Raw genomic sequence first — 20,481 nt, forward strand, 5'->3', positions numbered from 1 at the left:
CAATGCAATTTCCTTTTTTTTGGCCAAACGAACCCATCGCGACGACATGAACCGTCGCGACACAGAGAAAAAACAAACTTCAAAAAACCCAACGAAGACTTTCGTCAGGCCGGCACCGCTCCCAGCAACTGCGCCAGCGTTGTACTGCCGTCGCCATCATCGACTTCGACGATTTCCCGCAGCCTCTGCACCAGGCTCGATACCGGATAGGAACGCCCGCCCTCGAACCCGAGGAAGACGTCACCGCGCATCGCCGGATCCGCCGAGCACACATCCCGCAGGATCAGGCTGTGCTGGCGATCCGGGTCGACAATCAGCAAGTGCTCGTCGACAAACGACAGTTGCAGTGTTTGCGGTGCGTCCAGCGCCCAGACCAGCTTGCCGGGAATTGCCGGGACCTCGCCCAGCGGGTGACGGCAATCGACAATCACCGAGTCCAGCCGCAACCAGCAGGCCTTCGACAGGTGGTACGTGACGCCGCCCTGCCCCAGGCGTAACACCAGACAGCTCACGTCATCAGCGATCAGTGGCAACAGGTCTTCAACCTTGTTCTGGCCCTCGACCACCAACACCTCGGCGTCACGCCGCATGTATTCGAACGGGCCGATGCTCTGCTGACCGGGGAAGACGTGTACGCGGTGTGCCTGAAGTTCGTGCAACAGCACATGCCGATGGCGGGTGCCGAGTAATTCGCAATCGTGTGGCAGATCCTGGCCTGCTACCCGGATCAGTTGTGCATTCGCCACGTCGAACCATTGCAGGTAGCCCGCGCCAGACTCCACGGCGATGTAGGGCCCATGCTCGGCGGTCTCCAGCAATGCCTGCAGAGACTCCGGCAAATGTTCCGCGTGCTCGCTGGCCCAGTGATGATCGACGCCGATGATCCTTTCAGCTTCCTGATATCGCAGCTTGAGTGACACGCCGTTGACCGATGTCCCGTACAGACCGGAGCCGTCATTGCGCACGGTGCTGAACCGCCAGTCGTCCCACTCGGCCTGCGGTGCCGGCAGCATGTCGCTCGCCAGTAACTGGGCGCCGCTGCCGAATGCTGGCTCGAGTTGCCGGCTGTCGAAGAACCGCTGACTGCAGATCTCACCGTTGACGACATCGAACAGCCAGACCGCCTGGTTGTCCGGTGTGACCCCGAGCAGGCGCATTTCCCGTTCGTGCCCCGGATCGCACAGCAGCAAGCGGTTATCCACATACCAGGCACACAGGCTGCGATCACCGGCGGCGTTGCGCAGGCCCAGAATGGCGAAACTGTTGACTGGGTACTTCGCCGCCAGCGTTTCGAGTGCCTGCCACCACTGCGCGCGCCCCCTGAGCCAGCGCTCACTCAAGCCACCCAGATGCACTTCACCCTCTGCGGTCAGGTTGAAGAACAGACCGTCGTCGGTCAGGGCCAGATACCCGTCCTGTACCGGCACCACGTCATTCAACCCGTCGGGCTGCAGCCATTGATGCGTCCACTGCGCCGGCCAGCGCTCGCTGCCAGCGGACGCGCTGCGTTGCACCCTGCACAGTTTTTGCGCCAGCCGGTCGTAAATGAAAAACAGCTCGTGCTCATCGTTGACCGGCAGAAGCAGCAGATCACCAAGCTGTTTGATCGAATCGACCCAGCCGCGGTCATGCCCGAAGGCAAACGGATGAATGCACAACAGGTCACGGCTGCGAATCCAGACCAGGTCACGTTTGCCCGGATCGAACGCCCAGCAGACCGACACGTAGGCGGCCGGTTGCCAGTCGACGGTACTGACGCCTGCGCGTTCGGGCACCGGCGATAACGTGAAATAGTGACCAAGCACTACCGACCAATCCGTCAAGGTCGGGTTGGCGAACACTCGCTGGCCCAGCTCACGGTCAATCTCCCGGGTAACTGCCACCAGTTGCAGTTGGCCCTCATGGATCAGATAGTTGAACTGCGTGACTTGCCGATCGGTACCCAGCCATTGCTGTTCGATATGAATCACGCCCTGCGCATCGACTTCAATACGCCGAATGCTGCACTGCCCCTCCATGACAAGTAGACGATAGCGGCACTTGAGCAAACCGCTGACGGCATCGACCTGCCAGATGTCGTAGTTGCGCACCTCATAGAAAAACGCAGAATCGTCGACCACCGCCGCCAGCAGCATTTCATCGGCCGCCAGTACCTCTTCACTGCGGATGTACAGAAAACGATCCTCGGCAGCGTCGTACCAGGCCGTGGTGTGACGCGGCTGGCTTTCGGGCTCGAAAGGAATCGGAAAGTGATGAACTGGCGTGTAAGGCAGCACCAGCCGATGCTCCCGGGCCAGTGTCTGGTAATGCGTGAGCAGCGACTGCTCATTCTCCCCGGCTGGCGCGCTCTGCTCGATAATGTCCAGTCGTCCGTCACTGCGGTTGACCTTGAACGATTGCCGCCCGGTCAGTTGGAGCATGACCTCATGCCGACCTCTGCCGCCGAACGTCACCTTCACGCCACCCACCGAAAGAACCCCGCCAACGTCGATCCGCACATCCCTCTCAGTGGCCCAGGCGGCTACCAGATTCCAGCGGCACTGCTGCAGGCTGGGGGACTGCAACTGGAGATTGACCCCGCGATTGAGGATCAGTGAGCAGGCGCCGCCCGCACCTTCGATGCGGTACGACACCTTGTCGTGCCAGACCTGCGGCATCATTGGCACCGCCAGCGCACGCTCGTGGGCATCCAGCCGCACCTCGATCACGGTTGGCCGATACGACGGTGCGAGACGGTTGATGATGTAGTGCACGGGAAAGGAGTAGAACGAAAACAGAAACCGCCGCTGGCCAGCCGCATCCTTCTTCTCCAGCTTGCGGGCGGTATCGAAGCCGGTGTCGTGACGCAGCGTCGAGAAAGGCAGCGCCTTGTATTCGTAACCGTAGTACGTGGTCGGCGTGCACGGCAGGACGACCAGTTGCGTGCTCGGCGGATCGAAGTGGATGTAGCCGGGAAGTCCCAGTTCACGCCGCAGATCGAGCGCTTGTTGATCATCCGGATTGAAATCCGGCACCCCGAAATGGTCGCGCAGCCGATACACCTTAGGACTGTCGAGCACCAGCATCGTGCGATTGAAGTCCAGGCTCTGGACGACCAGCGAAGGGTGAGCGACCCACGCCCCGAGTCCGTCGTCATACCGATAACCGACACCCCGACAGACCCGCTCCAGCTCATCGAAGAACAGCCCGACCTCCTGCGCCTGCTCAGCGATCCTGGCAAACCCCTGTGCCAGGGCTGCCACACCCACGGCCAGTCCGCCCAGGATCACCCCGGCTCCACCGAGCACTGCGGCCGCTGTTGCCGCGCCCGCCGTGGCAGCCCCCAGACCACCGGCGGTCAACGCCAGACTGGCGGAGTCGAAGGCCAGTTGGGTGCCGAATTGCGCGCGCTCGATCTCGTTGTCTGCCGTCGCCAATTGATAGATGTCGAAACCGACATTGGCCAACCCCAGCACCGCGCCCACGCCTTCGTTGGCGACATGTCCCAGCGCCTCGCCAACCACCGGCGCACAGGTGCGGGCGATGATCTTGTCTTCATTGAGCGCGGTTTTTACCAGACTGATCAGGCCAGCGACATCCGTGACATTGCCATGCACCAGCTGCGCGTAATTGACGTAAGCGTGCAAGCGCACGGCGGTGGTCAGGGTGCGGTCATCCCCCTCTCGTCCACGCAGGACGTTCATCAGTGCCTGGATGGTGAAGCCGGTATTGAGCGTGTGTACGGCACCCGCCTCTGCCATCTGTGGCGAGATTCGGGTGCCCAGTGCCGAAAACTGCTCCGACAGATAATTTCTGATGCGCAGCAGACGGTGATCGGAGCTCACCACCTGCACCACATGCTCGGCCTGCGTGGGATCGACCAGGTTGATCCGGTACTCGCCGGCGGGCGTCATCTCCAGGGTTTCGAACAACGGCACCAGCGGTTTTGCCGCCGCATGCAAGTGCTGTAGAGCGTCAGTCGCCTGGGCAATCTGCTGTCCCCACCAATGACTGTCCAGATCGCGCAGGCTGCGCCCCAGGTGCGGATTATTGACCAGGGAATGGCCGCGAGCACTGTTCAGGCGCCGACGGATCGGTCGCTGTGTATGCTCCGGCAGCACGTTGTCGGATTCCAGCAATTGCCCGACGCGCAAACCGCCGGACAGATCCAGCGCCGCTATCTTTTGCCCCTGCAGCTCGATCAGATCAAAGGTCGGGCGCGCGTCGTCGCCATAGGCCGCATAGTATTTCGCCAAACCCTGTTTCTGGAAAAGATCGGTCAGTGCCAGCTGAAACTGGTCAGGCTGGCTGAACTCGAACACGCCGAAATTGGGATCATAGAAGTGATAGGTGGCGTGCCCACCATTGAAGATTTTCGCCACCAGCATGGCGTGGTTGTCCGAGTTGAGCATCAGCGTGCGCGAGCTGGCGAACGCCTCCAGCGTGGTGCCGAGCTGCTGCAGATCGACACGCCCCAGCGGCTTGCCGATGTCGTGCAACTGCACGCCGCGCAACTCCTCAAGCGCCTCCAGGAACACCATTGAATCGCGCTGCTGCGGCTCGGCGGTGGCCAGGAAGAATCGCTCGCGCAAGCGTCGCGATGCCGCCCCGCCGTGCTCCAGAGCAGCGCTCATGATCAGCGCCAGCGGGTAACAGCGGCCACCGGGATCTCCCGGCCCCTGGAGCAACAGATCCTGCGGCACCAGCTTGACGTCACTGGCCTCGATTTGCCCCAGTACCTGACCCAGCCGCAGGATCACCTGTTCACGATGCTCGCGGGTGGCGATGGTCTGGATAAGGGCAACATGACGCCCCCATTGAAACAGCGTGTGCGCCTGCGACAGCGCGGCTCGTTTTAACGTCAGCGCGCTGTCCGACGAGACCATCGGCTGGTCGACATGGCTGGCGAGACCGGCCATGAATTGCGGCGCCCGATGCTGATACAGATGGCGTTCAATGGCCGCATAACGTACCGATGCTCCTACCTCGGCAACGCTGTTGGCGAGGTTGTCGAGCTCGGGGGCAAGTTGCGTGAAGCTTGAGTTATCCAGTGAGCGTACGCCGAGCATCTGTCCCAACACTACCCTTTGCAAGGCACTGATCTGGAAGAACTGCAGCGAACCCTCGGCAATGCCGCTTAGCAACTCATCCAGCGCCAGCCCCTGAATCCGCGCATCACTGAGCGACGCCGGAGCTTGCAGAGTGACGGGTTGGGCCTTGATGGCCTGACGATCGTCGAACCCCAGACCCGGCCCTTCGGGAAAAACCAGCGGACCGTTATGACCTTGCCTCATCGCCGCCACAAACGGTGCACCGAGTCGGTCGATCATCCCTTGCAAGACCTCCGTCAATAACACCGGGCGTCCCTCGATGAGCGGCCAACCCTCTTCGAACACCACAGTCTGCTGTTTCAGCAGGGCAGCAACATCACCGCTGTAGCGGACACTGAACTGTCCTTGCCGCCAACGCTGCTGTTCGTCGACAACCCATTGTTCATCATCGCTGGCGTTGTCTTTCCACGAGTGATCCTGCTCCTCCTCGGTCTTGTCGTTGATCATCCAGAGCGGCTCGATGGCAGTCTCGACGCGCACTGTTTCATCTTCGCGCGGGACGAAGTTGTGCTGTTCGTAATCGCGCATGCCAGCGCGCATCGCGGCCGGGCCAGTCAGAAAAATTGTCCATTCGCTCTGCGGGCGGATACCGTCTTCGAAATATCCGGCGACCGCCAGAATCAGTTCGTTCACCGTTGCGTGTTCGATCGAGGACAGAGCGGCAATAGAGCCGCAGTTTTGCTCGAATACCTCGCGCGCAAGCGTCGACATGCCGTAAAAATCGCTCAGCGCAACACCGCGCTTGGCCGCCAGTCGAGCCGTCAGGTCGATGAAGTCATAATTGAAGCGAAACCGGTCGATCACGCTTTTGAGCATCGGCGATCGGGCATGGGCCATCAGGAAGGAATTGCTCAGCGAGCTCTGCACAGCAACTGCCCGCAAGTCCTGTGGGCGGACGAGCAACTCGGCCGGCGCCTGGAACACTTCATTCAGCGCCGGTTTTTGTCGGGCAAACGTCTCAAGCGCGGCGCGGTGTTGCTCGGGAATGCTTGCCAGATAATCAGTGTACTGGTGGCGCAGCGCCTCGCGTGCAGGCATCCAGTGCCGATTGTGATCGAGCAGCAGTTGCAGAACGCCAACGCGTGACCGGGGATCAAACCCGCTGATGTCAACGCCTCCCAGAGTCTTGACCAGTGGCGGCAGATTATCGACATCGGCATATCCGCCGCCCTCTTCGTAAAGGACCTCGGCGCGCACCACATCGGAAGCAGCGGCCAGATTGCCGCGCAACCGGATTTCACGCTCGTAGATATCCTGTAATTGCAGCGGAGTATCAAGGGCGTTCAAGTCGCGCAACTGCAGGTCGTCTCCTGCGAGGTCCAGTAGACTGCGGCGGTTTTGCTCGATCAGCGCCTCCAGTTGCGCGGCGTCCTGCCCATAGGCACGGGCCAACAGATCGACGCGTGCTTCATCAGCTGAAAGTCCCCGCGCCAGTGCGGCATCGATATGCATGGACATCTGTTGTTTAAGGACGATGGCCCGTTCTTCGTACAGCGTGCCCAACTGGTCTTTGGAAATACTGTCGCTGCCATCTTGTTGCAGGGCGTCGGCCTTGGCCGCCTCGACGATCAGCCTGTTGGTTTGCCAGGCCAACAATGCGTCGCTGTCGTACCAGAGATGGAGGCTGTAACCTTGCCCGTTCAGCACCTGTTTCCAGAGGTTGAGATAGTCACGCTGTATCGCGCCCAGTCCTCCACCGAGCCAGACAAAGTGCAGATTCTTCGGCACCGCAGTCGGGGTGCTCTTCGCGTACGCCAGGCTGTTTTGCACACGGGTCTCGAAAGCCTGGATGCTGTTATAGATGCGCGACAACTGTGCAGGCTGGCTATCGGATTGCGAGTATTTATGTGGCGAACCGATCAACTGGCCGATCGACTGCTTGAGCAGTGCCAAAGGCTCGATCAGTCGTGGAGAATCGAGCAAGCCAATACAGGCAAAATAATAACGCCACACTGACTGATAGGATTCACTACCCCTGTACGCCGACATGGCCTGTTCCAGATCCGCCTGCTTGAACAGTTTGATGAATTTGACAAACCCGCTGGCGTCTTGAGTTCTTCGGTCCTGCATGAAAGTTGCTCCTTTGCCCTGACCAATAACGAAAGTGCCCGCTGGCACTTGCATAGCGGCCAAACTAACTTCTGGCGAATCGGAGCTCAAACTTCAAAACTTTCAATACATGTCAAAATCAACAACTAAAAAACAACTGATAACGCATGTAACGGCAACAAGTTATTTCTACAATCAATATATAAATCAAACGCACCCGAGCAGAACGCGAAATTACCAAGGCTGCAATTTCAGGTCTGTCTATCAGTATTCAAGATAAGTCGAACAGAATGTAAGCAAAGAGAAAGCTCTCACACAGAAGCGGAGCAGATCGTACAGGTCGCGTTGAACAATATGACGCGGTCAGATCCGGAAACAATCTGTGCGGGAGATCGCGGTTGGCGAGGCAGCAAGCTCCCTCGCCAACGGCTCAGGACTGGGGCTTTTCGCCGTACCAGCGCGGCGTGTAGACCCACTCGCCACCTTCAGCCTTGGGGAAGGTGCAAGTCGTTGAAGAGCCGACCAGCACCATGGTGCGCATGTCCACCTGATCCGGGGTCAGTTGCCCCAGTGTCGTCACGCGCAGGGTTTGCCCCGGGCGACCGATGTCGCGCCCCAGCACCACCGGTGTTGCCGCGCTGCGATGCTGCGCGACGATTTCCAGCGCACGCCCCAATTGCCACGGGCGTGCCCGGGAAATCGGGTTATAGAAGGCCAGCGCCAGATCGGCCTCGGCCGCCAGATCCAGACGTTTTTCAATGATCGACCACGGCTTGAGGTTGTCCGACAGCGACATCACGCAGAAATCATGCCCCAGCGGCGCACCCGCTTGCGCAGCCGTGGCAAGCGAGGCGGACACCCCCGGCAGGATTTCCAGCTCGACGCTGTGCCATTTCGGGTCGGTCGACTCGTGCAACGCTTCGAGCACCGCCGCGGCCATGGCGAACACGCCGGGGTCGCCGGATGAGACCACGATGACCGAACGCCCCTCGGCCGCCAGCCGGAACGCGTGGCGGGCGCGCTGCATTTCTTCGCGATTGTCGGTGCAGTGCTGCACCTGATCATCGCGAAACGGGCCGGCCATGCGCACATAGGTTTCGTAGCCGAGCACATCGGTGGCCCGCGCCAGTTCCGCCTTGACCGCAGGCACCATCAACTCGGCAGCGCCGGGGCCAAGGCCGATCACCGCCAGGCGCCCACGCTGCCGACCGATCTGCGCGACGTCCAGCGGCTGTTCGGCCCGCGCAATCGCCAGACCGTTGGTATTGCTGATCGCGGCCTGCGGCAGTGCCTGACGAGCCAACTCGCCGAGGTCTTTCTGCGCCGCGAGAAAGCGCAGCGGCACCCCCAGTTCGAGGGCGGCTTCACGCAGTCTGGCCGACGCCATTTCAGTGTCAGCCGCCAGCAGACAGGCCAGCGACTGCTGCGCAACCCCGGCCTGCTGCAACGCGGCGCGCACGGCATGCGGCAGATCGTCCAACTGCGCACTCACCGCCACCGCCACACTGCGGGGATAGATCAGCAACTCGTTGGCGCTCGCGACACGCTCGGCACTGCCGACATGAATCGAGCGCTGCGCCTGCGGATCTTGTGGCAACTGCGCCTGATCCAGCCACGGCGCCGCGCCTTCGATGCGCACGCTGTGCCCGGCCAGCAGATCGGAAACGAAACGCTTGCCCAGCTCCAGATCAGCCAGCGCATAACCGCTGGGTGGATTGAGCAGGCAAGTGCCAAAGCGCAATTCGCCACTGGTGGTGATCGCCGCTGCGACCTGCAATGCGGCGGCGATTTCCCGGGCCATGACATTCACCCCGCCGAGGCCGCCGAGCAGCGGCACCACGGCGCTGCCGTCTTCAGCAACAGCGAGTACCGCCGGCTCAGCGCCCTTCTCCAGCAGCAACGGCGCCAGGGTGCGAATGACAATACCAGCCGCGCACAGGGCGATGATCGGTGTGTCTTGCTGATACAACTCACGCAGGGTCGCGCCGAATTCCTGATAGCTGCAGTCGGCGCCTTCGACGCGTCCGGCGAGGCCGTGGATCTGCGCTGTCGGATACAACTGCTGGATCCGCCGTGCGGTAGCGAGCGCGCCTTGTCCGAGGATGACAATGGCCGGTGTGGATGGCGTCATCAACCTTGCCACCGTTCGCCCGGGACGATGATCAGCGAGAAGTACGGCGAGGACATCGGCTCGACCTGATCCAGCGGCACGATCTTCTGATTGGCCATGGTCGCGCGTTCGACGTACAGCGCCCGCTCGGCCAGACCGAGTTCTTCAAGTACCGCACGAACTTTGGGAAAGTTGCGTCCCAGTTTCATGATCACCGCCGCATCGGCGTCGGCCAGACGGCGCTTGAGATCCTCATGCGGCAGCACGCCGGAGAGCACCGACAGGCTCTGGTTGCGATACACCAGCGGCGCGCCGAGCACCGAGGCGCCGCCGAGCATCGAGCACACGCCCGGTACCACTTCGGCTTCATAGCGCGTGGACAACCGGTCATGCAGATACATGTAGGAGCCGTAGAAGAACGGATCGCCTTCGCAGATCACTGCAACGTCGCGCCCGGCGTCCAGATGCGCCGCAACTTCTTCGGCGGCATCATCATAGAAATCGCTGATCACTTGCTCGTAGGACAGCGGCGCCGGCAGCACTTCGGTGGTCACCGGGTACACCAGCGGCAACAGATTCTGCGCGTCCTGCAGGTGCGCTTCGATAATGCCGAACGCATTGCCCTTCTTGCCCTTGGCGACAAAGTACGCCACCACTGGAGACTCGCGCAGCAGACGCAGGGCTTTGACGGTAATCAGTTCCGGATCACCGGGGCCCACGCCGAGGCCGATCAGACGTCCTTTGGCCTGCATCATTCGATCTCCGTGGCGAGGGCATTGACTGCTGCGGCGGCCATGGCGCTGCCGCCCAGCCGACCCTGCATGATCACGAACGGTACGCCGCGACTGTCAGCCGCCAGCGCCGCTTTCGATTCGGCGGCGCCGACAAAGCCCACCGGGAAGCCAAGAATCAGCGCCGGTTTCGGTGCGCCGGCGTCGAGCATTTCCAGCAGATAGAACAGCGCGGTCGGCGCGTTGCCGATCACCACCACGCTGCCTTCCAGATGCGGACGCCACAGTTCCAGCGCGGCCGCCGAGCGGGTGTTGCCCAGCTCACGGGCCAGCTCCGGCACGCTGTCGTCGCGCAGGGTGCAGATCACCTGGTTATTGGCCGGCAGACGCGCACGGGTCACGCCTTCGGAAACCATCCGCGCATCGCACAGGATCGGCGCACCGGCCGCCAGTGCATCACGCCCGGCCTTGCCGGCACCTTCGGAAAACTGCAGACCATCGACCGCCTCGACCATGCCGCAGGCGTGGATCACCCGCACCGCGAGTTTTTCCAGATCGGCCGGGATGCGCGCCAGATTGGCCTCGCTGCGAATGATCGCGAAGGAGTTGCGATAGATCTCCTGACCGTCGCGGATGTAATCAAGCATCAAGGGGGCTCCGTGAGCGGGCGTCGAGCAGGATCGCGGCCGCTTCAATAGTAAGGTTGCGTGCGTGCAGCGTGCCGAAACCCGGCAGCGCTGCATCGCGAAAATAAAGGTCGTAATGACCGGGGCTGACCGCCAGCAATGTCGCCGGGGCGCAATGGGCCGCCGCACAAGAGCGCGGGCAACCGGACAGGTGCACGTGCTGCGCCTGTGGCAACAACGTCGCCAGCAGCCGCGCGTCGTGTTTGGTATCGGCCAGACCTTTGCCACAACCGCTGGAGCCGGTGCAGGCAATCAGCCGGGACAGCGGCTCGCGGGTGTCGGTCAGCCAGTGCAATTGACTCAGGTGTTGCAGGACTCGCCCCGGGTCGGCGGGCTTCACGTTCGGCAGCAGCAGACTTTGCCAAGGGGTGAAACGCAGGCTGCCATCTCCGAACTCGCGAGCCAGCTGGGCCACGCCCCGCAGCATGGCCGGATCGAGACGGCCGAGCGCCGGCACCGCACCGACATATACCCGGTCGTCAGCGTTTTGCGCGTGAACACCGATATGCAGCGCATCCGCCATCGGTGTGCGCTGTCGAGCGACGGCAGCTTTGATCGCCACGCGTTCGCGCAATTGTTCGAGAAACGCCAGCAGCGGCAGTTCATCGAGCAAATGGCGCATGCGGGTCTGCTCCGGCCGAGCCAGCTCAAGGAACAACTCCAGCACCGCGACCACCAGTGCATGGCCGTTTTCCACGCTCACGGCACCGGCCGCACGATCGGTCGGGCAGCCGGCCAGACCGAACGCCAACAACACTTCACCGTCACGTTCGAACGCCGACAGCCACAGATCATGCGGATGCTCGAGCATCGCCAACGCCTCACCGCCGTCCAGCTGCACGGCGAACTTGGCACTCAACTGGTGAAAGTGCGGATGCGTCTGCAATGTCGCCAGAATCTGTTCGGCCAGAGGCCGGGTATCGAATAGCAACTGCCGATCAATCCCGGCACTCGGGCTGAGCATCAGGTTGCGCACATCGTCGCCCGCTGCGGTTTGCGGCCCCAACCCGGCGGCCAGCAAACTGTCGACCAATGCCGCGGACTGCTCGCCGATGCCGCGAATCTGCAGATTGGCGCGGTTGGTCGCCTCGATCGCGCCACTGGCAAAACGCTCGGCGGCATCGGCCACCGCGTCGGCCTGATCAGCAGTGATCGAGCCGCCATTGAGCTTGATCCGGCAGATACCGCCATCCAGCGCCTGGACAATACGCAGCAACCCCGGACAAGCCGAGGGGCGCAAAGCGGTGGACATAGAGCGTTCGTTCAAGGGATGACCGGCTGGCTGGCAGCGCTGTGGTGGGCGAAAGGTCGCCATTATGCCTGCTTTGCCCGAGCGCATGAAAATGCCTGCCGGTCGGAAACTGCGGCGTTTCAGAGTTCGACCTCCTCAAGGTCGGCCACGCTCTCGCGAATCGCCTGATCTACAACGTCCCGGTTTTTGTCGATGTCCCGGCGATTGATCACCATTCTCCTGGCGCGGATGTCCAGTTGCGACATCGGTTGATGGACCTGCCAGAACAGGTAGTTGGTACTCAATACCAACTTGAAAAAGCGGATATGGCTGAGCACCACAACCAACTCGCCGCTGGCATTCTTACTGACCGGCACAATATGCGAAGTGAAGCTTTTTCCACTCAAAGCGGTAAACTTTTGCAGCAGTGCTGTATCTCTTTCCAGTGCTGCCAGCCCGGCTTCAACCTGCTCTAATTGACCGCGCGCGAGCAAGGGGGCTGTCAACCGCCGCCACGCCTCCTGCACACTTCCGGAAAACGCCTCCTGGACCAGCACGACCGGCTTCTCTTCCAGGTTCCAGCCACATGACCAAAGGCCCCCGGCAAAGTAATCGAACCACTCTGCAGGGTGCAGGCTGCTGTCACAACGCTTGTCCGCCGCGATCTGGGCGAGATAAATGCAGTTCCTCACAAATCTGTTATCGGCCTCTGCGCGCCCCTCCAGCCCGGTGAACAACATATTATTAACGGCAACTGCATTACTCTGACTTAAACGTGTAGCTGAATTGATATCCATATCGCTCCCTGCCAACTTGGCACGTATTAATTTTATAGCTTCATTGCGCCAGACTTATTAAAAAGAACTGACTTGGAATCAAACTAACAAAAACGAAAGTTGAAAAAATCACTATTACTCGACATTAAGTTTCCGCGTTGTTCTCGACACGCCGCGACGACAGACCTGCGTCAGGTGCCGGCAGTCGCGTTATCATGCCGCCCGTGAAGATCTACTCAGGATTAAGGAACGGCATGACACCCTGGCTGACGGTTGTGGGAATCGGTGAAGACGGCTTCAAGGGCCTGGGCAAAAATGCCCGGCGAGCCCTGATGGGCGCCTCGCGGATCATCGGCGGCCAGCGGCAACTGGACTTGCTGCCGGTGTGCATTCGTGGCGAACGCGAATTGTGGCCGAGTCCGTTTTCCCTCGCGCCGGTATTGGAGCAGCGCGGCGAAGCGGTGTGCGTGTTGGCCAGTGGTGATCCGATGTTCTACGGCGTCGGCGCCAGCCTCGCGCGGCACGTGCCGAGTGTCGAGATGCTGATCCTGCCCGCGCCCTCTTCCTGTTCGCTGGCCGCCGCCCGGCTCGGCTGGCCGTTACAGGAGGTGGTCACCCTCTCGCTGGTGGCGCGACCACTGGCGGCACTCAATGCGCAGCTGTTCAGCGGGGTGCGCCTGTTGCTGTTGAGCAATGACCGGCACAGTCCGGCGGCAGTCGCGGCGCTGCTGCGCGAGCGCGGCTTTGGCGGCAGCCGCCTGACTGTGCTTGAGCATTTGGGCGGCGATGCCGAACGGCGCCTCGAAAGTACTGCCAATGACTGGAATGACCCGGCGATTGCCGATCTGAATGTGATCGCCATCGAATGCCTGGCCGATGCGCAGGCACCGCGCCTGTCACGTCTTGCCGGACTGCCCGATTCGGCATTCCAGCACGACGGCCAACTGACCAAACGCGATGTCCGCGCCATCACCCTCGCCCGCCTCGCGCCGATCCCCGGCGAACTGCTGTGGGATGTAGGCGGCGGTTGCGGCTCGATCGGCATCGAATGGATGCGCGCGCACCCCAGCTGTCGCGCCATCGCCATCGAGGCGGACGCAGGCCGACAGGCCTTGATCGAACACAACCGCGACGCGTTGGGCGTACCCGGTCTGCACCTGGTGCGTGGCCGTGCGCCGCAGGCCCTTGCCGGGCTGGAGCGCCCGGACGCGATCTTCATCGGCGGCGGCGTGACCCGCGAAGGCGTGTTTGAAACCTGCTGGGAACAACTCAAGCCCGGTGGCCGACTGGTTGCCAACGCCGTGACCCTGCAAAGTGAAGTCACTCTGATGCACTGGCGCGAACGCCACGGCGGCGAACTGACCCGAATTCACGTTGCCCAGGCGCAACCGCTGGGCGAGTTCGACACCTGGCGTCAGGCGTTGCCGATTACCCTGCTGGATCTGGTCAAACCCCTCGATGCGTGACGAAACCGCCGAACAACCCGCGCCCCTGCGTAGCGGCCTGACCACCGGCAGCTGCGCCACCGCTACCAGCCTCGCCGCCGCCCGCCTGCTGCTCGGCGGTACGTCGGCGGATGCGGTGCAGATCGTTCTGCCCAAAGGCAAACAAGTGCAGATGCGCCTGGAGTTTTGCCGCTTGACCGCCGACGGCGCCGAGGCCGGGACGATCAAGGACGCCGGCGACGACCCGGACGTAACGCACGGTGCGCTGCTCTATTCGCACGTGCGGCTGCTGGCCGAGCCGGGGATTCGCTTCATTGCCGGCGCAGGTGTCGGCACCGTGACCCGGCCGGGGCTGGTACTCGGCGTCGGTGAACCGGCGATCAATCCGGTGCCGCGCAAGATGATCAGCGACCACCTGACGCTGCTCGCCACCGAAAGCGCTTATGCCGGCGGTTTCGAGGTCACGGTCAACGTCGAGGGCGGCGAGGCGCTGGCGCTGAAAACCATGAACCCGCGCCTGGGCATTCTCGGTGGTTTGTCGATCCTCGGCACCAGCGGCATCGTCCGGCCGTTTTCCTGCGCGGCGTACATCGCCTCGATCCATCAGGGCATCGACGTCGCCAAAACCAATGGCTATCTGCACATTGCCGCGTGCACCGGCAACGCCAGCGAAGACACCATGCGCCGGGTCTACGACCTGCCGGAAATCGCCTTGATCGAAATGGGCGACTTTGTCGGCGCGGTGCTCAAGCATCTGCGCAAAGTGCCGGTGGATAAACTCAGCCTGTGTGGCGGCTTCGGCAAGATCAGCAAACTGGCGGCCGGGCACATGGATCTGCACTCGCGGCATTCGAGTATCGACCTGCCGCAACTGTCCGAGTGGGCGGCGGCGATTGGCGCTGATCAGGCGTTGCAGCAGAGCATTCGTGAAGCCAACACCAGCCAGCAGGCCCTGGCGATGGCCAGCGCGGCGGGCATTGCCCTCGGCGATGAGGTCTGCCGCCACGCGCTGAATTTCGCCTGCAGCGTGGTGCCGGCGCAGGTGCAGGTCGAGGTGTTTGCGATTGATCGCCAGGGCGGCATTGTCGGCCACGCCGGAGGTTTTGCATGAAACGCATTCTGTTGCTTGGCGGCGTCACCGAGGCGTTGGCCATCGCCCGTACGCTGGGGCCAGAACACATTTACAGTCTGGCCGGCGTGGGCCGGGTGCCGACCGACCTGACCTGCCAGGTGCGCGTCGGCGGCTACGGCGGGGCCGAAGGTCTGGCGCAATTCATTCGCGCTGAAGGCATCGACCTGCTGTTCGATGCGACCCACCCTTACGCCGCGCAAATCAGCCACAACGCCGCCATCGCCGCACAACTCGCCGGCATCCGCTGCTGGGCCTTGCGCCGCCCCGCATGGCAGCCGCAGCCGGGCGACGACTGGCGTGAAGTCAGCGACTGGGCCGAACTGATCGAAGCCCTCAAACCGTTCCGCCGCCCGCTGTTCACCCTCGGCCGCGAACCGCTGCAACACCTCGACGAAATCCCTGCCAACCAGTATTGGACCCTGCGCGCCCTCGACGCTTATCCCGGTAACGAACGCTGCGAAGTCATCGGCGCCCGTGGGCCGTTTCTGCTTGAGGAAGAACGAGCGTTGTTCGAACGCCGGCAGATCGATGTGCTGATCAGCAAGAACAGCGGCAGCACCGCGACCGAGCCGAAGCTGGAAGTAGCGCGGGAGTTGGGGGTGCCGGTGATGGTGTTGAAGCGGCCGGTATTGCCGGGAGTTGATCGGGAGTTTCTGACGACGTCTGAAGTCCTCGCTTCCCTGCTTACGTCAGAATTTTCCTGATTTCGAATTTTTCTGCGAATTAGCCGGCTTGATTTGAAGAAGCAGCCGACTGTCCCTAGCTATCCCCTCACCCAATACTTCGGTTCCTTTAATCCATACAGACAGACAAGCGCTAAAAAGCGGCTTGCCAGACTGTATCCCAAGGAATACAATCCTGACATGATCGAACTTGAACGATCCCGTATATTTTCCGAATGGCTCGACTCGTTGAAAGACATCATCGGCAAAGGCCGAATCATCTCCAGACTTCGAGCAGCCGAACATGGCAACTTTGGCGATTGCGGATTTGTCGGTGACACCGTTTACGAAATGCGTGTTCACTACGGCCCTGGTTACAGGATGTACTTCACTCGTCGAGACGAAGTGATTTATCTGCTGTTGATCGGCGGCGACAAATCGACACAACGGCGTGATATCAAGCGCGCCGTACAAATGGCACATAGCATCGGTAATGAGGAGTAAGTCATGACCGAAAAATTCACCCGTTTCGACGCCGCCGAGTACCTTAAAACCCCCGAGGACATGGCGGCTTATCTGGACGCTTGCTTTGATGATGATGAAGGCGATGGCGTACTCATCCGTGCAGCACTGAATGACATAGCCCGAGCCCAGGGCATGACACAGGTGGCACGTGATGCTGGCCTGGGTCGTGAAAGTCTCTATAAAGCGCTGAGCAGCACTGGTAACCCCGAATTCGCAACTATCATGAAGGTCATGAAGGCTTTGGGTTTGAGATTGCACGCCGTCGCGGTGTGATTGATCTGCGACACCATACCGCACGACGCCTTTTTACTTATCGGCCCTGATCAGGCTAAATAGCCCGCGCCTGATCGCCCACCCAACGGATCTGTCCCATGAACCGACACCGGCTTGCATTTGCCTGGATCGCCTGCTTCGCAGTGCTGTTCAACATGCTCGCCATGCCGATGACCGGGGCGATGGCGCAGGCGGCCAGTTCACCGGCCGAACAGTTGCTGTGGAGCAGTTTCTGCACCGGCAGCGGGACGAAGATGGTGGCGATCAACATCGGCACCTCGGAGCAGAAAGCCCCGTCCAACGACAGCCATTCCAACATGCAGCATTGCTGGTGCTGCTCGGGTTCCGCGCCGCTGGTGGCGTTGCCGGGCCATACGCCGCAGCTGTATTTCGCCCGTTACGAAAGCAATCGCAGCGTGGCGCCGCCCTCGTTGCAAACACCGACACCGCGCCAGCAATGGCCGAGCCTTAATCCCCGCGCCTCGCCTCTGGTTTGATTTGTTCTCGCAATTGACCTGCGTATCAAATCGTTCTGGAGAACTGCCATGTTGAACAAACTCTTCGTCATCGCTGCGCTGTTGCTGCCGGCGTGCTTCGCCCATGCCCACGAATACAAGGCCGGCGAGCTGGAAATCGCTCACCCGTGGTCGCAGGAGCTGCCGCCCAACGCGCCGACCGTCGCGGCTTATTTCGTGATCAGCAATCCCGGCAAGACCGACGACCGCCTGCTCAGCGTCGACTCGCCAATCACCGCCGAAGCGCAACTCCATGAGCACGTGATGCAGGGCGATCTGATGAAGATGCAGCAGGTGCCCAACGTGGTGATTCCTGCCGGCGGCAAGGTCACATTCGCGCCGATGGCCTATCACGTGATGCTGCTCAACCCGAAAGACCGCAGCCTGCTCAGCGACGGCAAACGCTTCCCGCTGACCCTGCATTTCGAGAAGGCCGGTAACGTCACCGTCGAAGTCGCGGTGCAGAAGAAACCTCCGCAAGATACCCAGGCACACGATCACGCCCAGTAACCGATCCGGCTGACCACGCCCGTGCGCCTGCAACGCGCCGGGGCATCCCGCCTGCATCGCCAGAGCCAGACTCTGACCCGCGGTAGCTGGATCGCCCTGTTCGCCATGTTGATGATCTTCATCGGCCCGCTGATTTCTCAGTCGATGCCGATGGATCAGCACGCCTCGACTTCCATGCCGATGAGCATGGACATGGCGATGGACATGCCGGGCATGGATCACGCCGCGCACGGCGCACAACCGGCTGCCGAACACTGCCTGCCACAATCCTCGCACCACGCCCTATGGGAAAAGTGCGGTTATTGCAGCCTGCTGTTCAATTGCCCGGCGCTGACCGGTGGCGGCACGTTCGCCACGTTCAGCATTGCCCACGTCAACACCTTCACCCCGCCCTCCCCGCGTCTGGGCCATGCCCGGCAGACCTTCTTCCCCGGCGCCCGCACCCGCGCCCCGCCCATCACGGCGTAAACACCGCACCTTTGATTGCACACGGTTGAGAAGACAGCTTCAGGCTGCCGGCCGTGTCGTTTACGACTGTTTGATGGAAATTGTCATGTCCAGGTTTTCTGCTGTTCCACGCTCGGGTTCTGCCCAGGCGTCTTTCGCGCTGAACGCATCGCGCATTGGTTTCTCGCACGCCACCGCCGTCCTTTGCGGCGTCCTGCTGTCGCCGTTGGTGCTGGCCGATGACCACGCCGGTCACGTTGATGAACTCAGCCCGACGGTGATCACCGCGATCGCTCCCAGCTCGCCGTTGACCATCGTCACCAACCCCAAGGATCCGCGTCAGCCGGTGCCGGCCAGTGACGGCGGCGATTACCTGAAGACCATTCCCGGCTTCGCCCTGGTGCGCAATGGCGGCACCAACGGTGATCCGGTGCTGCGCGGGATGTTCGGTTCGCGCCTGAACATTCTCACCAACGGCAGCATGCTGCTCGGCGCCTGCCCCGGGCGGATGGACGCGCCGACCTCGTACATCTCGCCGGAAACCTACGACAAACTCACGGTGATCAAGGGCCCGCAAACCGTACTCTGGGGGCCGGGCGCATCGGCCGGCACGATCCTCTTCGACCGTGAGCCGGAAAGCTTCGGCGAACTCGGCACGCGGGTGAATGCCAGCGTGCTGGCCGGCTCCAACGGACGCTTCGACAAAGTTGTCGACGCCGCTGCCGGCGGGCCATTGGGCTACGTAAGGGTAATCGGCAATACCGCGCACTCCGACGACTATCGCGACGGCAACAACGACAGCGTGCCGTCGCGCTACGACAAGTGGAACGGTGACATCGCGCTCGGCTGGACCCCGGACGCCGACACCCTGATCGAACTCACCGCCGGCAAGGGCGACGGCGAAGCGCGCTACGCCGGGCGCGGCATGGACGGTTCGCAGTTCCTGCGCGAAAGCCTCGGCCTGCGCTTCGAAAAATCCAACATCACCGACGTACTGGAGAAACTCGAAGCGCAGGTCTACTACAACTACGCCGACCACGTGATGGACAACTACAGCCTGCGCACCCCATCCGGCACCGGGATGATGGCGGGGCCCATGGCCTCCAACGTCGACCGGCGCACCCTCGGCGCGCGGATCAAGGCAACCTGGCGCTGGGCCGACATCCAGCTGATCACCGGTCTCGATGCGCAGACCAACGAGCATCGCCAGCGCAGTGGCATGGGCATCGACACCTACAAGGATCAGCCGTACACCAAGGACGCCGATTTCCATAACTACGGCGTGTTCAGCGAAATGACCTGGTACGCCGCCGACCGTGATCGGCTGATTACCGGCGCCCGGGTCGACCGTGCTTCGGCCAAGGATTACCGGCAGCGCATTGGTTCGGGAATGATGAGCCGGCCAAATCCGACCGCCGACGAGACCCGCGCCGACACCCTGCCAAGCGGCTTCGTGCGTTACGAGCATGACCTCGCTGACAGCCCGGCCACGCTGTACGCCGGCCTCGGTCACGCGCAGCGCTTCCCGGATTACTGGGAGCTGTTTTCACCGAAGTCCGGCCCGGCCGGCTCGCTGAATGCGTTCGACTCGATCAAACCGGAGAAAACCACCCAGTTCGACTTCGGCGTGAACTACAAGACTGCCGAACTCGAAGCCTGGGCCTCGGGCTACATCGGTGTGGTGCGCGACTACATCCTGTTCGACTACACACCGACGATGATGGGCATGAGCACTTCGCGCGCGGAAAACATCGACGCGCGGATCATGGGTGGCGAGCTCGGTGCCGCCTACAAACTCACCGATAACTGGAAAGCCGACGCGACCCTGGCTTACGCCTGGGGCAAGAACAGCAGCGACGGCAAGGCCCTGCCGCAAATGCCGCCGCTGGATGCGCGTTTCGGCCTGACCTACAGCGAAGACAACTGGAGCGCCGGGGCGCTGTGGCGCGTGGTCGCGGCGCAAAACCGCATCGACCAGAACAAGGGCAACGTGGTCGGCAAGGACTACGACAAGAGCGGCGGCTTTGGCGTGTTCTCGCTCAACGGCGCCTACCGGATCAACAAAAACTGGAAGGTCAGCACCGGCGTCGACAACCTGTTCGGCAAGGCTTACGCCGAGCATCTGAATCTGGCCGGTAACGCCGGCTTCGGCTACCCGGCCAACGACCCGCAAGCGATCAATGAGCCGGGGCGCACGCTCTGGACCAAGGTTGATATGAGTTTCTAACCGAGCGGCACGCCCTGCCCTTGTGGGAGCGGGCTTGCTCGCGAAGACGGCGGTACATCCAGCATGGGTGGC

The 20,481-nt window shown here is 61.8% G+C and carries 15 protein-coding genes; 9 read left to right on the forward strand and 6 right to left on the reverse strand.

Translation table 11 applies throughout. From position 1 onward, the window contains the following. Positions 1–104 precede the first annotated feature (104 nt). The 6 genes from V3W27_RS20645 to V3W27_RS20670 all read right to left on the reverse strand — a co-directional run bounded on the left by V3W27_RS20645 (position 105) and on the right by V3W27_RS20670 (position 12,694). Positions 105–7,160 carry a TcdA/TcdB pore-forming domain-containing protein gene (locus V3W27_RS20645; protein ID WP_330207410.1) on the reverse strand — a complete coding sequence of 2,352 codons (7,056 nt, stop codon included), beginning with the start codon at positions 7,158–7,160 and terminating at the stop codon, positions 105–107. A gap of 409 nt (positions 7,161–7,569) precedes the next feature. After that, on the reverse strand, positions 7,570–9,270 hold the full coding sequence (gene cobJ, locus V3W27_RS20650; protein ID WP_330207411.1) for a precorrin-3B C(17)-methyltransferase: 1,701 nt from the start codon (positions 9,268–9,270) through the stop codon (positions 7,570–7,572). Continuing rightward, positions 9,270–10,004: a precorrin-2 C(20)-methyltransferase gene (locus V3W27_RS20655; RefSeq protein WP_371917839.1), complete on the reverse strand. Its 735-nt coding sequence runs from the start codon at positions 10,002–10,004 to the stop codon at positions 9,270–9,272. The genes cobJ and V3W27_RS20655 overlap by 1 nt, the downstream gene beginning before the upstream one ends. After that, positions 10,001–10,627 (reverse strand): precorrin-8X methylmutase, encoded by a 627-nt coding sequence (locus tag V3W27_RS20660; RefSeq protein WP_103520958.1) that lies wholly within the window; start codon positions 10,625–10,627, stop codon positions 10,001–10,003. Before V3W27_RS20660 ends, V3W27_RS20655 begins: the two co-directional genes overlap by 4 nt. Further along, entirely contained in the window at positions 10,620–11,918 is a 1,299-nt protein-coding gene (gene cobG / locus V3W27_RS20665) for a precorrin-3B synthase (protein ID WP_330207412.1), read from the reverse strand. Before cobG ends, V3W27_RS20660 begins: the two co-directional genes overlap by 8 nt. Positions 11,919–12,037: 119 nt before the next feature. Next, positions 12,038–12,694, reverse strand: a complete 657-nt coding sequence (locus tag V3W27_RS20670; protein WP_330207413.1) for a hypothetical protein — start codon at positions 12,692–12,694, stop codon at positions 12,038–12,040. Positions 12,695–12,927: 233 nt separating this feature from the next. On the opposite strand from V3W27_RS20670, the gene cbiE reads away from it, so the two are divergent. The 9 genes from cbiE to V3W27_RS20715 all read left to right on the forward strand — a co-directional run bounded on the left by cbiE (position 12,928) and on the right by V3W27_RS20715 (position 20,409). Further along, complete coding sequence (cbiE, locus tag V3W27_RS20675) at positions 12,928–14,139, forward strand: precorrin-6y C5,15-methyltransferase (decarboxylating) subunit CbiE (RefSeq protein WP_330207414.1); 1,212 nt, start codon at positions 12,928–12,930, stop codon at positions 14,137–14,139. Beyond that, positions 14,132–15,229, forward strand: coding sequence for a cobalt-precorrin-5B (C(1))-methyltransferase (locus tag V3W27_RS20680; protein ID WP_330207415.1), 1,098 nt, complete (start codon positions 14,132–14,134; stop codon positions 15,227–15,229). The genes cbiE and V3W27_RS20680 overlap by 8 nt, the downstream gene beginning before the upstream one ends. After that, entirely contained in the window at positions 15,226–15,954 is a 729-nt protein-coding gene (locus tag V3W27_RS20685; RefSeq protein ID WP_330207416.1) for a cobalt-precorrin-6A reductase, read from the forward strand. Before V3W27_RS20680 ends, V3W27_RS20685 begins: the two co-directional genes overlap by 4 nt. A 159-nt stretch (positions 15,955–16,113) precedes the next feature. Then, positions 16,114–16,416, forward strand: coding sequence for a type II toxin-antitoxin system RelE/ParE family toxin (locus V3W27_RS20690; protein WP_003221246.1), 303 nt, complete (start codon positions 16,114–16,116; stop codon positions 16,414–16,416). 3 nt (positions 16,417–16,419) lie between these two features. Next, complete coding sequence (locus V3W27_RS20695) at positions 16,420–16,710, forward strand: addiction module antidote protein (RefSeq protein WP_003221244.1); 291 nt, start codon at positions 16,420–16,422, stop codon at positions 16,708–16,710. 98 nt (positions 16,711–16,808) lie between these two features. Continuing rightward, the gene (locus V3W27_RS20700; RefSeq protein ID WP_225137326.1) at positions 16,809–17,207 is read left to right on the forward strand and encodes a DUF2946 domain-containing protein; all 399 of its coding nucleotides are present in this window, start codon (positions 16,809–16,811) and stop codon (positions 17,205–17,207) included. 48 nt (positions 17,208–17,255) lie between these two features. Then, positions 17,256–17,735, forward strand: a complete 480-nt coding sequence (locus V3W27_RS20705; RefSeq protein WP_097089900.1) for a copper chaperone PCu(A)C — start codon at positions 17,256–17,258, stop codon at positions 17,733–17,735. 21 nt (positions 17,736–17,756) lie between these two features. Further along, entirely contained in the window at positions 17,757–18,203 is a 447-nt protein-coding gene (locus V3W27_RS20710) for a DUF2946 domain-containing protein (RefSeq protein ID WP_097089899.1), read from the forward strand. An 85-nt stretch (positions 18,204–18,288) separates the two neighbouring features. After that, positions 18,289–20,409: a TonB-dependent copper receptor gene (locus tag V3W27_RS20715; protein WP_183783639.1), complete on the forward strand. Its 2,121-nt coding sequence runs from the start codon at positions 18,289–18,291 to the stop codon at positions 20,407–20,409. The last annotated feature ends 72 nt before the right edge of the window (positions 20,410–20,481 follow it).

It is taken from the genome of Pseudomonas sp. AM14(2022) (genome assembly GCF_036346455.1).
GTDB lineage: Bacteria > Pseudomonadota > Gammaproteobacteria > Pseudomonadales > Pseudomonadaceae > Aquipseudomonas > Aquipseudomonas putida_A.

What these genes read in the sequence shown, in the direction of transcription:
- V3W27_RS20645 (WP_330207410.1), bottom strand. Translation starts at nt 7,160, where the DNA reads ATGCAGGACCGAAGAACTCAAGACGCCAGCGGGTTTGTCAAATTCATC.
- cobJ (WP_330207411.1), bottom strand. Translation starts at nt 9,270, where the DNA reads ATGACGCCATCCACACCGGCCATTGTCATCCTCGGACAAGGCGCGCTC.
- V3W27_RS20655 (WP_371917839.1), bottom strand. Translation starts at nt 10,004, where the DNA reads ATGATGCAGGCCAAAGGACGTCTGATCGGCCTCGGCGTGGGCCCCGGT.
- V3W27_RS20660 (WP_103520958.1), bottom strand. Translation starts at nt 10,627, where the DNA reads ATGCTTGATTACATCCGCGACGGTCAGGAGATCTATCGCAACTCCTTC.
- cobG (WP_330207412.1), bottom strand. Translation starts at nt 11,918, where the DNA reads ATGTCCACCGCTTTGCGCCCCTCGGCTTGTCCGGGGTTGCTGCGTATT.
- V3W27_RS20670 (WP_330207413.1), bottom strand. Translation starts at nt 12,694, where the DNA reads ATGGATATCAATTCAGCTACACGTTTAAGTCAGAGTAATGCAGTTGCC.
- cbiE (WP_330207414.1), top strand. Translation starts at nt 12,928, where the DNA reads ATGACACCCTGGCTGACGGTTGTGGGAATCGGTGAAGACGGCTTCAAG.
- V3W27_RS20680 (WP_330207415.1), top strand. Translation starts at nt 14,132, where the DNA reads ATGCGTGACGAAACCGCCGAACAACCCGCGCCCCTGCGTAGCGGCCTG.
- V3W27_RS20685 (WP_330207416.1), top strand. Translation starts at nt 15,226, where the DNA reads ATGAAACGCATTCTGTTGCTTGGCGGCGTCACCGAGGCGTTGGCCATC.
- V3W27_RS20690 (WP_003221246.1), top strand. Translation starts at nt 16,114, where the DNA reads ATGATCGAACTTGAACGATCCCGTATATTTTCCGAATGGCTCGACTCG.
- V3W27_RS20695 (WP_003221244.1), top strand. Translation starts at nt 16,420, where the DNA reads ATGACCGAAAAATTCACCCGTTTCGACGCCGCCGAGTACCTTAAAACC.
- V3W27_RS20700 (WP_225137326.1), top strand. Translation starts at nt 16,809, where the DNA reads ATGAACCGACACCGGCTTGCATTTGCCTGGATCGCCTGCTTCGCAGTG.
- V3W27_RS20705 (WP_097089900.1), top strand. Translation starts at nt 17,256, where the DNA reads ATGTTGAACAAACTCTTCGTCATCGCTGCGCTGTTGCTGCCGGCGTGC.
- V3W27_RS20715 (WP_183783639.1), top strand. Translation starts at nt 18,289, where the DNA reads ATGTCCAGGTTTTCTGCTGTTCCACGCTCGGGTTCTGCCCAGGCGTCT.